The sequence below is a fragment of the Pseudomonas sp. D2002 genome (genome assembly GCF_013385735.1).
GTDB lineage: Bacteria > Pseudomonadota > Gammaproteobacteria > Pseudomonadales > Pseudomonadaceae > Aquipseudomonas.
In genome coordinates, this window is the sequence record NZ_JACAPL010000002.1 from 145,473 (window position 1) to 158,205 (window position 12,733).

The following is a 12,733-nucleotide window of genomic DNA, read 5'->3' on the forward strand; positions in this document are numbered from 1 at the left end:
GTTGCTGATCGCCGTGCACTGCATGACTTGATTTGAAACGCGGGCAAACTGTGGGAGCTGGCTTGCCTGCGATGGCGGTCTGTCAGTGATAAATGGGCTGGCTGATTCACCGCTTTCGCGAGCAAGCCCGCTCCCACAGGTGGACCGCATTTATCCAGTTGCTCATCGCCGTGCCCTGCATGACTTGATTTGAAACACGGGCAAACTGTGGGAGCTGGCTTGCCTGCGATGGCGGTCTGTCAGTGATAAATAGGCTGGCTGATCCACCGCTATCGCGAGCAAGCCCGCTCCCACAGGTGGACCGCATTTATCCAGTTGCTGATCGCCGTGCACTGCATGACTTGATTTCAAACACGAGCAAACTGTGGGAGCTGGCTTGCCTGCGAAGGCGGTCTGTCAGTGATAAATAGGCTGGCTGATCCACCGCTTTCGCGAGCAAGCCCGCTCCCACAGGTGGACCGCATTTATCCAGTTGCTGATCGCCGCGCCCTGCATGACTTGATTTGAAACGCGGGCAAACTGTGGGAGCTGGCTTGCCTGCGAAGGCGGTCTGTCAGTGATAAATAGGCTGGCTGATCCACCGCTATCGCAGGCAAGCCAGCTCCCACAGGTGGACCGCATTTATCCAGTTGCTGATCGCCGCGCCCTGCATGACTTGATTTGAAACGCGGGCAAACTGTGGGAGCTGGCTTGCCTGCGATGGCGGTCTGTCAGTGACACAAAGGCTGGCTGACACACCGCTTTCGCGAGCAAGCCCGCTCCCACAGGTGGGCTGTGTTGATCCTGTTGCTGATCGCCGTGCCCTGCATGACTTGATTTGAAACGCGGTCAAATTGTGGGAGCTGGCTTGCCTGCGAAGGCGGTCTGTCAGTGATAAATAGGCTGGCTGATCCACCGCTTTCGCGAGCAAGCCCGCTCCCACAGGTGGACCGCATTTATCCAGTTGCTGATCGCCGCGCCCTGCATGACTTGATTTGAAACGCGGGCAAACTGTGGGAGCTGGCTTGCCTGCGAAGGCGGTCTGTCAGTGATAAATAGGCTGGCTGATCCACCGCTATCGCCAAGCCAGCTCTCTCACATCGGCTCGTCGCTGATTTCCAGATCAATGCTCCAACGCATAACGCCGGCAATGGTTGAGATAACCCTGCTCATGGCTCCCCACCAACTGCACCACGCTGGTCCATAACCACGACGGTGCATCCAACTGTTTCGAGCGGTTTTCCTGCAGCACCGCCATCCACTGCTTGCGCGTATCGCGGTCCATCTGTCGGGCGTGGGCGATGCCGACCACGCGGGCCAGGTAGCCGGCGGCGTGCATCGCATCGGTCTCGCTGAGTTCATCCAGCTCCAGCTTCATGTCTTGGGGCAGCAACTCGCGGATGAAAAAACCGTGGTCCAAAAAGCGCGTCGCCAACATGCGTTCACCCAGCCCCGGTGACAGCTGGCGGGCGCCCTCCACCACTCGGCGCCCGTTATCCCTGGGCATCTTCGCGCGGGCCGCACGCGGTGCAGCGGCGCCGACGGCTTCCTTGATGTCGATCAGGCAATATTCCTGATCATCCTTGTCGCCCACGCCCAGCAGTACCGCATAGCGCAACAGGCCGAGGGAACTGCAGCCCTTGACCCAATAGGCACAGTCCAGCAGTTCAACTTCGGCGTCTTTTGGCCGGCCTTTGAGTGAGGTGACCAACTGGTGGAGCTCATCGGAGGCGCACAGCGTCTTCAGCGCAGCCTTTTCTGCGCCCGACAGCGACCAGAAATGCTTGCCCAGCGGAATCGTCGGTCGTACGTTTTCAATGCGTTCACGCGCCAGGTTCTTCCACGTGCGTTCCACCGCGCTGCGCATACCGGCCTTGACCTGGGACGGACGTGGCGGTGCTTCATCGGGTTTGTCTTTAAAGGCCTGCTCGTAGCCGACCATCATTTCTTCGAGCATGCGCGCGGTGGTCACCCCCGGCAGGTCCGAGCCGCGCGCGGCGGTGGCCAACGACAGCGCCAGGCGCACCAGGTCGTGGGCGGGGTTGCCGATCACGGTCTGGTCGAGGTCGCGGATGTGCATGTCGATACGGCCTTTAGTGTCGCCGGTCGGGCCGAGGTTGCCCGCATGGCAATCGCCGCAGATCCAGATCGCCGGGCCGTGGGGCAAGCGGCGGCCGGGTTGGCTGTGCAGCCATTCGTAAAACTGCACCGTGCTGCCACGCACATAGGCATGGGCGGAGCGCGCCATCTTCAAATTGCGTAGTTGCGTGAGGTGGGGCATGCGGTCGGCGGGGCGCGGGGTTTTCATGGATGAACTCAAGACGGGAGAAACTGTAGATCGCTGCCGCCGAGAGAATGTTTCATTTTGTTTCAAAATAATGGCCTTGGGACAGCTTTCGATGCGCTGTCGACAATTCCTCCAGCCAGCCCTTGAACGCCAGCATCGCCGAGGTCTCCGCCCGCGACTGCAAGCGCGTCAGCCAATAACTGCCGGTGGTAATGCCGATGTCGAACGGCTGGCGAATCACGTCCGTCGCCAATTGCCGCGAGAACATCATCGCCGGGGCCAGCGCCACGCCGATGCCTTGCTGCGCCGCTTCCATCATTGCCAGTGACGAATCGAACACAATGCTGCGCGGCACGACGGTGTCGGCGGGCAGGCCTGCGGCCTGGAACCATTGGGTCCACTCATCGGCGCGGTAGGAGCGCAGCAGCGTGTGCTTCAACAGGTCGGCCGGCGTGCGCAATTGCTCGGCCAGCGTGGGCGTACACAGCACGGTCAGCGGTGCTGCGAGCAGCTCGCAGGCGTCGGTGCCGTGCCAGGCTCCGGCGCCGAAACGGATCGCGTAATCCAGGCCTTCGGCGGCCACGTCGACGCGGTTGTTGTGGGTGGACAGGCGCAGGTCGATAAACGGGTAACGCGCCTGAAAATCCGGCAGGCGTGGCAGCAGCCAACCCACGGTAAAGGTGCCCACCGCGCCCACGGTAAGCACTTCGCGATAATGCCCACCTTCGAACTGGTTGAGCGTCTGGGCAATGCGGTCAAACGATTCGCGCACCACCGGCAGCAAGGTCTCGCCCTCACGGGTGAGCATCAAGCCGCGTGGCAAGCGCTTGAACAAGGTGACATTGAGTTGTGCTTCCAGGCTCTTGACCTGATGGCTGACCGCCGCCTGGGTCACGCACAGCTCAATCGCGGCGCGGGTAAAACTCAGGTGGCGGGCCGACGCCTCGAACGCGCGCAAGGCATTGAGCGGCAGATGGGAACGCAGCATGCTTGACCCTAATTTATCTAATGGCTGGTGCAAGATATGATCGTTTGATCGCGGCCGGCAAACTGCCTACATTTGCCCCGCCTGCGCAGGCTATCTATTTAATCGATCACCTCATGGAAGCGACATCATGCCCCAACTTTCTCTGTTTGGAGTGCGTAATTTAACCGCCCTGGCCGTATTGCTGGCAGCCGGCAACTGCCTGGCGGCCACCGACCTGCAAGCCGTGGTAGACGCCAACGTAAAACCGTTGATGCAACAACAGGCGATTCCGGGCCTGGCGGTTGCCGTGGTTCAGAACGGCAAGGTGCAATACTTTAACTACGGCACGGCTTCAAAGGAAACCCAGCAACCGGTCAGCGAAAACACCCTGTTCGAGATCGGCTCGGTGAGCAAAACCTTCACCGCCACCCTCGGTGGCTATGCCCAGGCGACAGGCAAGCTCAAGCTGTCGGACACCGCCAGCCAGCACCTGCCCGCATTGGCCGACAGCGCTTTCGACAAGATCAGCCTGGTGCAACTGGCGACCTACACCCCCGGCGGCCTGCCCCTGCAGTTCCCGGACGCGGCCGACAGCCCTGAGACCATGCTCGGCTACTTCCAGCATTGGAAGCCGACTTACACGCCAGGTACACAACGTTTGTATTCCAACCCGAGCATCGGGCTGTTCGGCTACCTGTCGGCGCAAAGCCTTGGCCAACCGTTCAACGTGGCCATGGAGAAAACCCTGCTGCCCAAGCTGGGCTTGACCAACACCCACGTCAGCGTGCCCGCCGACAAGACCAGCCTGTACGCCCAGGGCTATGACAAGAACCTGAAGCCCATCCGCGTCAGCCCCGGTGCACTCGACAGCGAAGCCTATGGCATCAAGACCAGCGCCCAGGACATGGCCCACTATGTGATGGTGAACATGCACCCGCAAACCCTGGAAAAGCCGTTGCAACAGGCGATTGCCACCACCCACGCGGGTTACTACACCGTGAACGGCATGACCCAAGGCCTGGGTTGGGAACGCTACCCTTACCCGATCACGCTGCAAGCCCTGCTGGAGGGCAACTCCACGCCGATGGCAATGGAGCCGCACAAGGTCACTTGGCTGACACCGGCACAGCCGCAACCGGCGAATGTGCTGTACAACAAAACCGGCTCAACCGGCGGTTTTGGCGCGTACGTGGTGTACGTGCCGAGCAAGGACATGGGCGTGGTGATGTTGGCGAACAAGAATTACCCGAATGCTGAACGGGTCAAGGTGGCGCATGCGATCTTGAGTGCGATGGATCACTAAGCGGCAAGCCTGTTCCCGACCGTCGCGGGCACACGTGGCCGCGACGGCGTTAAGCGAGCACGCGCTTGTAGTAATTGTCATCCGGGCCAGGCTGGAAATGCAGGGTACTTAAAAACACCTCCAGCATATTGATATTGACCGCACCCTTGCACTGCCTCACAGCCTCCAAGTAACTGAGAAGCTGTGCGTAGGTTGCCTCCATCAGCGCCAGGGCGGCGTCAAATACACCGGCCTCACCGAAGTCCTGAATAATTTGTCTTTTCTGATCCGCCGTTAACGCGCCCTTCACCAATGGCCTGTTAGCCAAGATCATCAGAAACGACTTTGGCCCCCCTTCCAGATCCATTGCAAAGCCTTTCTTCTCAAAATGAGGGATATGATTAATATCGCAGTAATCATTGACGTAGCGATAATAGACACCCAACAGGTTCATCATCGACTTAAGTAAGCTATAGGTGTCAACATCCAGCGCCCTTAAACACTGACAAGCATTTAATAAAAACATGAAAAAACAACCCGTATTGGCTTGAGCGATGCAGCCATACTCTTCCAGGGAGGGCAACGTTTCACCGGCACTTACTTGAGCATCCAAGTACTGACCCACATGCAGGCACTCAAGACTCTCTATGCCGGCGCGGACAATATTCATATCATTTAACTCAGCGAGCATTCTCAGCCCGTCCAAGTAACCGTACATGCCTGAGACCAGCGCAACTTCCGGGCCATATTGCTTCCACACCGTTGGAATGCCTCGGCGCAAACTGTCCCCGTCGAGCAGGTCGTCATGAATCAATGAAGACAGGTTCATTCGCTCTATGGCAGCGCACAGCACGTGGGTTTGTGCGCAAGGCACGCCGTATAGCGCGCAGAGCGCCCACGCAAGCTCCGTTCGCACGAGCTTTCCAGGTGTGCGTTCTTGATACATGAAAGGCTCAGACCACTGGGCTTTGGCACCCAAGTACCAGGCATTATCAAATGACAAGCAGGAATTGACCATCTTCACGACCTCGTTGGCTGAAAGGTATGAGAGCGTCCATTCTCACTTTTTACACAGTGTTTTCTTCACGCGTAAAAGACCATCAACACAACACAGGCCACTGCTTTGCGTGGGCAACATTGCTACTCACTCAACGCTAGCAATGTTATGAGTACACCAACAAACTTTAACGAAATTAAAATCCCCGACATAAAAAACAAAAGGCATAAGCCCTTCGCTGCAAATACCTATAAAAAAATAAGCTTGCCGCCCCATTCAGCACTATAAGTTATCTCACAGCCCTGCCGACGACTGCACAATGGAAGATCTACTCATACTCGTTGACCTTAACAATCAGCAGATAGGCACTGCCGGAAAACTGCGCGCGCACCAAAAAGGCTTGTTGCACCGTGCGTTCTCGATCTTCGTGTTCGACCGGGAGGCTCGTGTACTTCTGCAACAAAGAGCGGACGGCAAGTACCACTCCCCTGGACTGTGGAGTAATACCTGCTGCGGGCATCCACGACTGGGCGAGAAGACGCTGGATGCGGCAAAACGTCGACTGATGGAAGAGATGGGGCTGGCTTGTGAATTGGTCGAGCGCTTTACATTCACCTACCAAGCACAGGTGTCGCAAGCGTTGATGGAGTACGAATACGATCATGTCTTCGTGGGTATCAGTGACGCAGCACCCAATCCTGCCCCTGATGAAGCCAAGGCCTGGCGTTGGGTACACCCTCTCGACTTGCAGGATGAGCTGGATAACGCACCCGATACCTTCACGATTTGGTTTCGCACACTGATCGAGCATTACGGGTTAAATGAGATAGCCAAGTGGGCAGGTACACCGGAGCACGCGCCCTCACCCTCATCGCCGCATAGCACCCCGCCGTCGGTTGCTCCCTTCCATTTACCCCGCTGGCTTGAAACAGCCACGTACCCCCTGAGCCCCTTTACGGATCAGGTCCAACAGCACACGCGTCAATGGCTCAAGTCCATGGGGTTGGAAGACAGCCCCGAAACCACCCGCCGATTGGACATATACGTTCCGGGTAAATACGCCGGTTACATGTGGAGTGCTGCCCCCCTTGAGATACTGCTCATTCTTTCCGACCTGGTGGGATGGTTCAGTTGCCAGGACGACCTTGCTGACGAAGACTGCAATAATCCCGAAACCCTTGAACGCTTGATTCGGGGCGTTTACACCACTGCCTTCACAGGCGACACCACCAACCGAGAGCCCTTGGCGCGTGCGCTGGCAGATATCATCCGGCGCGCGTCGCGCCTGATGCCGCCACTCTGGAAACAGCGCGTTGGCGAGCAATACTCAACGTACCTGACGCCCTCTACCACCGCATTGATGCACCGCATCAACCACACACAGCCGGGTGTGGAAGGTTATGAAACGCTCTGGCAAAACGCTGGCGGTTTTCAAGTCTGTCTCGAGTTCATCTACCTGGTGCAAAACATCCAATTATCGTCGTCGCTTTACTACAGCCAACCCTGGCAGGAACTGCGCAGCCTGACCTTGAACTTGCTGAAGGCCGTCAACGACTTGCTGTCGTTTCGGATCATGGAAAACCCTGATGAAGACATCTACAACCTGCTCACTCACCTGAGGCACACCCAAGGCCTTGGCGCGGCGCAAGCCGCGAGCCAAGTGTCGCAACGCATTGACCAGTGGGCCACACAGTTCGCACGGGCTCAGGCCGCGCTGCCCGAGCGCCTGGCAGCGTTGGGCTATGAAGAACGGGCTCAGGAGCAAGCGATGATCTGCGCCCAAGCCCTGCATGATCTATGGCGCGGCAACATCGCCTGGCACCTGGCAGTGCCGCGCTATCGAGAAATACGCTTCAAGGGCGAGTAATCAGCGCTGCCTTTACATCCCCAGCCAGTGCGGCAACGCCAGCGAGATAAACGGCAAGTAAGTCACCATAATCAGGAACACCAGCAGGATCATCAGCCACGGCAACGCCGCGCGGATGGTCTGCCCCAGCGTCAAACCGGTCACCGCCGAGGTCACGAACAGGTTCAACCCCACCGGCGGGTGCACCAGGCCGATTTCCATATTGACCACCATCACAATCCCCAAGTGAATCGGGTCAATGCCCAGCTTCATCGCGATCGGGAAGAAGATCGGCGCCAGGATCAGCACGATGGCCGACGGCTCCATGAAGCTGCCCGCCACCAGCAACACGATGTTGACCATGATCAAAAAGCCAATCGGCGTGAGGCCTTCGGAGATCACCCAGGCGGTGATTTCCTGCGGGATTTGTTCGGTGGTCAGCACGTGGGCAAACAGCATGGCGTTGGCGATGATAAACATCAGCATGATCGCCAGGCGTCCGGACTCCAGCAGCACCTTGGGGCAGTCACGCAGTTTCATGTCCTTGTAAACGAACAAAGCCACGAACGCCGAGTACACCGCCGCCACCGCCGCTGCTTCCGTCGGCGTGAACATGCCGCTGTAGATGCCGCCGAGGATGATCACCAGCAACAGCAAGCCCCAGAAGGCACGGCGCGCGCAGGTCAGCCATTCGCGAAAGGTCGCGCGTGGCTGCGCCGGCAGCTTCTTGATGCGCGCGACGATGTAGATCGCGACCATCAGCATCAGGCCCAGCAGCAACCCCGGAATCACCCCGGCCATAAACAGCTTGCCCACCGAGGTTTCCGTGGCCGCCGAGTACACCACCATCACGATCGACGGCGGAATCAGGATGCCCAAGGTGCCGGCGTTGCAGATGATGCCGGCGCCGAATTCCTTCGGGTAACCGGAACGCACCATGCCCGCCACGGCAATCGAACCCACCGCCGCTACGGTCGCTGGCGATGAGCCGGACAGCGCCGCAAACAGCATGCACGCCAACACCGCCGCAATCGCCAGGCCACCACGGATGTGGCCGACACAGGCGTTGGCGAAGTCGATCAGCCGTTGCGCCACGCCGCCGGTGGTCATGAACGCGCCGGAGAGCAGGAAGAACGGAATCGCCAAAAAGGTGTAGGCGTCGGAGGTTTCGAACAGCTTGATCGCCAGCGAACTCACCGAGTCCTGGCTGAACATCAGGATCGACACCGCGCCGGACAACCCGAGGGAAATCGCAATCGGCACGCCGAGGAACATGAACACGAACAACAGCAAAAACAGACAGAGCACGGCCATCAGTGACGCTCCTCATGGCTGCCGGCCAACTTGCTGGCCTCACCGGCCTCGTCGGCCAGGCCCAACCCGACCTGACGGTGGGTGAATATGCGGTAGAAAATTTCCAGGTAGCGGATAAATACCAGGGCAAAACCGATGGGCACGATGATCACGATATCGCCCACGTCCACGCCGTATTGGTCGAGGTCTTCGGCGCCAATGTGGGCGGTCATCACCGCGCTGACCCACTTGTAGCTGGCGACCATGAACAGCCCGGCGTACGCCAGGCAGCACAGGCACGCAAGCATGCCGAGCAGGCGCTGCACCGGGCGTTTGGTCAGCTTGACCAGCGCGTCCACGCCGAGGTGGCCGGCGGTGCGCACGCCATAGGAAATGCCGAAGAAAATCAGCCAGCCGAACATGGCCTTGGTCAGCGCCACGCTCCAGGTCATGTCCTGGGCCCAGGTCATGGTGTGGTCGCCCAGGGCGTTGAAGACATTGGCGCTGAAGGCCCATTTATCGGCCAGGGCAAAGAACAGCGTGTAGATGTTGTTGAGCATGACGTAGACGAATGTCACCAGGGTCATGGCGGCCAGCAGGAAGGCGATAAACCCTTCCTCCAGGTGCTCCCAGACGCGCCTTAGCGTTTGCATGGCAAAACCTCGCGAAGCAAAGATGGGTAGGTGCAACGCTCGGGGTGGTAACCGGATCAAAATGTGGGAGCGGGCTTGCTCGCGAAGGCAGTGTGTCAGTCACCAGTTTTATCAACTGACAGACTGCTTTCGCGAGCAAGCCCGCTCCCACATTGGATTTCGGTACGGCCCGCGATCACTGGTTGGACGCATCCGCCGCCTTGATCAGGTCAGCGCCGATCTCACCCTCGAACTTCTGCCACACCGGGCGCATGGCTTCGCGCCAGAGCTGGCGTTGCTCGGGGGTCAATTCGATGATTTCGCTGGTCTTGGCGTCGATGATCTTCTGCTTGGCCGACTGGTTCAGCGCCTCGGCCTGCTTGTTCACCTCGACGGTGACTTCGACCATGATCTGCTCCAGGGTGGTGCGAATGTCCGGCGGCAAGCCGTTCCAGAATTTGGCGTTGGTGATCACCATGTAGTCGATCAGGCCATGGTTGGACTCGGTGAAGTACTTCTGCACCTCGTTGACCTTCTGGCTTTCATAGTTCGACCAGGTGTTCTCGGTGCCGTTGACGGTGCCGGTCTGCAAGCCCTGGTAAACCTCGGCAAAGCTCATTTTGCGCGGGTTGGCGCGGATCGCCTTGAACTGTTCTTCGAGCACGCTGGAGGCCTGCACGCGGAACTTCAGGCCACGCGCATCCTTGGGTTCATGCAGCGCCTTGTTCGAGGAGAGTTGCTTGAGGCCGTTGTGCCAATAGGCCAGGCCGAGGATGTTCTTGTCCTGCATCGAAGTCAGCAGGGCCTTGCCCTGGGCGGCCTGGAAGCGGTCGACGGCGGCCAGGTCGTTGAACAGGAACGGCAGGTCGTAGATCTGCACTTGCTTGGTGTATTGCTCGAACTTGGCCAGCGACGGCGCCAGCATCTGCACGTCGCCCAGCAGCAGCGCTTCCATTTCCTTGCCATCGCCAAACAGTGATGAGTTCGGGTACACCTCGACCTTGACCCGGCCCGGCAGGCGTTCTTCGGCGAGCTTCTTGAACAGCAGCGCGCCCTGGCCTTTGGGGGTATTTTCGGCGACCACGTGGGCGAACTTGATCACGATCGGGTCCGCCGCCTGGGCCAGGCCTGCGGCAAACAAGGTGGCGGCGCACAGCAGCGCCCGAGAAAGCTTGAGCATGGAAAATCACCTTCTTATTGTTGTGTTGTAGGGCAAGGTGCCTGATGTCACGCGTGTAGTGAATTTCGAATTTTAGATACCTGCGTTCGGTGTGGGTGAACGCCGATCCTGTAGACGCTGATATTCCAATGTGGGAGCGGGCTTGCTCGCGAATACGCTAGATCAGTCAATAAATTCAATGCCTGACCCACCGCTTTCGCGAGCAAGCCCGCTCCCACATTTTGATCCGGTTTCGTCAGTTAGAGTTGGGCCGCCAGCAACCTCTGCGCCCGCAGCAGCACCGGCGCATCCACCATCTGCCCATCAATCTGATACGCGCCTGCCCCATGCGCCCCGGCCTCCACCACGCGCTTGGCCCAGGCCAAATCATCGGCGCTCGGCGCCAGTGCCGCATGTATCACCGCCACCTGCTTGGGATGGATACACAGCGCACCGGCAAAGCCCATCTCGTAGGCGTGCCGGATCGAACGCCGCAACCCTTCAGGGTCATCGATTGCCGGGTGCACGCCATCCAGCGGCGCGACCAGACCCGCAGCGCGCGAGTGCACGATCAACGCCAGGCGTGCCTGGTCGAGGGCGAACTGCGCAGCAGGCGAGTTGCTGCTCAGGTTCAAGTCCAGCGCCAGGTCCAGGCCGCCAAACGACAGGCGTTCCACCTGCGGCGCATGGGCGATTTCGGCGACTGCCAACAAACCCCGCGCGCTTTCGATGATCGGCCAAATCAGCTTTCCGGTAGCAGCCACCACGGCGACCTGGGCCGCGCTTTCCACCTTCGGCAACAGCACACCGGCCACGTTGGCGTGGGCCTTGCAGAACGCCACATCTTCAAAGTGCTCGGCATGTTCCGGTGCGTTGATGCGCACCCACACCTGAGCCTCGGGATGCTGGTTAAGAAACGCGCCGAGGTTGTCTCGCGCCTGACGCTTGAGCGGCTCTTCCACCGCGTCTTCAAAATCCACAATCACCGCATCGGCGCCACTGGCCAGCGCCTTGGAAAACCGCTCCGGGCGGCTGCCCGGTACAAACAAGGCTGAACGCACTAAAGGCTTTGGCATCAGGTAAATTCCTTATTAGATAACGCCGCGCGCACGCAGGCTGTCGATGGCATCGGCCGAGTAGCCGAGCCGGTCGAGAATGCTCATGCTGTGCTGCCCCAGCGCGGGCACAGCGTCCATTCTCGGCGTGAACGCGGCATTGCGCGCCGGTGGCAGCAGCGACGGCAACGGCCCGGCCGGGCTCTGGACTTCACGCCAGCTGTCGCGCGCCTTGAGCTGCGGGTGGTCCCACACGCCCTGCATGTCATTGACGCGCGCACTGGCGATCTGCGCGTCTTCCAAGCGCTGAATCACCGCCTCGGCGTCCAGCTGCGCAAAGCTGTTGACGATGATCTGGCGCAGCACCTCGCGGTTGGCCGAACGCTTGAAGTTGGCCGAGAAACGCTCATCGGTCGCAAGCTCAGGCGTGAGCAGCACCTTGTCGCAGAACGCCGCCCATTCGCGCTCGTTCTGCAAACCGAGCATCACCGTGCCGCCGTCACCGGTGGGAAACGGCCCGTACGGGTAGATCGTCGAATGCGCCGCCCCGGCGCGCGGTGGCTGGGGCGCGCCGTCAAACGCGTAGTACATCGGGTAGCCCATCCACTCCACCAGGCTTTCGAGCATGCTCACATCGATGCGGCTGCCCTTCCCGGTCTTGCCGCGCAGCAGCAGTGCCGAGAGGATGCCGCTGTAGGCGTACATGCCCGCCGAGATATCGGCGATGGAGCAACCGGCCTTGGCCATCTGGTCGTCACCGGGGCCACCGGTCACCGACAAAAAGCCGCCCTCGCTCTGGATCAGCAAGTCATAGGCCTTCTTCTTCTCGTAAGGCCCACCTTCGCCATAGCCGGAAATATCGCAGACGATCAGCCGTGGGAAACGCTCATGCAGCGCCTCGAACGACAAGCCCATGCGCGCCGCCGCACCGGGTGCGAGGTTTTGCACCAGCACGTCGGCGTCGGCCAGCAAGCTGTGGAGGATATCGCCCGCCTCGTCCTGCTTGAGGTCCAGGGTCAGGCTTTCCTTGGAGCGGTTGGTCCACACAAAATGCGAGGCCAGGCCGCGCACGCGCTCGTCATAGCCACGGGCAAAGTCACCAGCGCCTGGGCGTTCGACCTTGATCACGCGGGCGCCCAAATCGGCCAATTGGCGGGTGCAGAACGGCGCGGCAATCGCGTGTTCCAGGCTGACAACGGTGATGCCGTCCAGCGGTCGTTGAGTAGTCATCACAGT

At 59.7% G+C, this 12,733-nt stretch carries 10 protein-coding genes; 2 read left to right on the top strand and 8 right to left on the bottom strand.

Going from position 1 to position 12,733, the window contains the following annotated elements; translation table 11 throughout:
- Nucleotides 1-1,102 precede the first annotated feature (1,102 nt).
- Together HX783_RS01040 and HX783_RS01045 are read right to left on the bottom strand one after the other, a co-directional pair.
- The gene (locus HX783_RS01040) at nucleotides 1,103-2,287 is read right to left on the bottom strand and encodes a DUF2252 domain-containing protein (RefSeq protein WP_177015623.1); all 1,185 of its coding nucleotides are present in this window, start codon (nucleotides 2,285-2,287) and stop codon (nucleotides 1,103-1,105) included.
- Nucleotides 2,288-2,339: 52 nt separating this feature from the next.
- Entirely contained in the window at nucleotides 2,340-3,254 is a 915-nt protein-coding gene (locus tag HX783_RS01045) for a LysR family transcriptional regulator (RefSeq protein ID WP_177015624.1), read from the bottom strand.
- A 127-nt stretch (nucleotides 3,255-3,381) separates the two neighbouring features.
- Between HX783_RS01045 and ampC the strand changes: the two genes are divergently transcribed.
- Entirely contained in the window at nucleotides 3,382-4,536 is a 1,155-nt protein-coding gene (gene ampC, locus HX783_RS01050) for a class C beta-lactamase (RefSeq protein WP_177015625.1), read from the top strand.
- Between the two features lie 49 nt (nucleotides 4,537-4,585).
- On the opposite strand, the gene HX783_RS01055 is transcribed toward ampC, so the two are convergent.
- Complete coding sequence (locus HX783_RS01055; protein WP_177015626.1) at nucleotides 4,586-5,533, bottom strand: polyprenyl synthetase family protein; 948 nt, start codon at nucleotides 5,531-5,533, stop codon at nucleotides 4,586-4,588.
- Nucleotides 5,534-5,831: 298 nt separating this feature from the next.
- Here HX783_RS01055 and idi point away from each other — a divergent pair, with 298 nt between their 5' ends.
- Nucleotides 5,832-7,379, top strand: coding sequence for an isopentenyl-diphosphate Delta-isomerase (idi, locus tag HX783_RS29865; RefSeq protein ID WP_256347080.1), 1,548 nt, complete (start codon nucleotides 5,832-5,834; stop codon nucleotides 7,377-7,379).
- Nucleotides 7,380-7,391: 12 nt separating this feature from the next.
- On the opposite strand, the gene dctM is transcribed toward idi, so the two are convergent.
- From dctM to HX783_RS01090, 5 genes are all read right to left on the bottom strand, one after another.
- Nucleotides 7,392-8,672 (bottom strand): C4-dicarboxylate TRAP transporter large permease protein DctM, encoded by a 1,281-nt coding sequence (dctM, locus tag HX783_RS01070; protein WP_159956090.1) that lies wholly within the window; start codon nucleotides 8,670-8,672, stop codon nucleotides 7,392-7,394.
- A complete protein-coding gene (locus HX783_RS01075; protein ID WP_177015627.1) occupies nucleotides 8,672-9,304 on the bottom strand; it encodes a TRAP transporter small permease in 633 nt (210 codons plus the stop codon). The genes dctM and HX783_RS01075 overlap by 1 nt, the downstream gene beginning before the upstream one ends.
- Before the next feature lie 175 nt (nucleotides 9,305-9,479).
- Nucleotides 9,480-10,463: a TRAP transporter substrate-binding protein gene (locus tag HX783_RS01080; protein WP_177015628.1), complete on the bottom strand. Its 984-nt coding sequence runs from the start codon at nucleotides 10,461-10,463 to the stop codon at nucleotides 9,480-9,482.
- Between the two features lie 239 nt (nucleotides 10,464-10,702).
- Complete coding sequence (locus HX783_RS01085) at nucleotides 10,703-11,518, bottom strand: CoA ester lyase (RefSeq protein ID WP_177015629.1); 816 nt, start codon at nucleotides 11,516-11,518, stop codon at nucleotides 10,703-10,705.
- A gap of 15 nt (nucleotides 11,519-11,533) precedes the next feature.
- A complete protein-coding gene (locus HX783_RS01090; protein ID WP_177015630.1) occupies nucleotides 11,534-12,727 on the bottom strand; it encodes a CaiB/BaiF CoA-transferase family protein in 1,194 nt (397 codons plus the stop codon).
- Nucleotides 12,728-12,733: the final 6 nt, after the last annotated feature.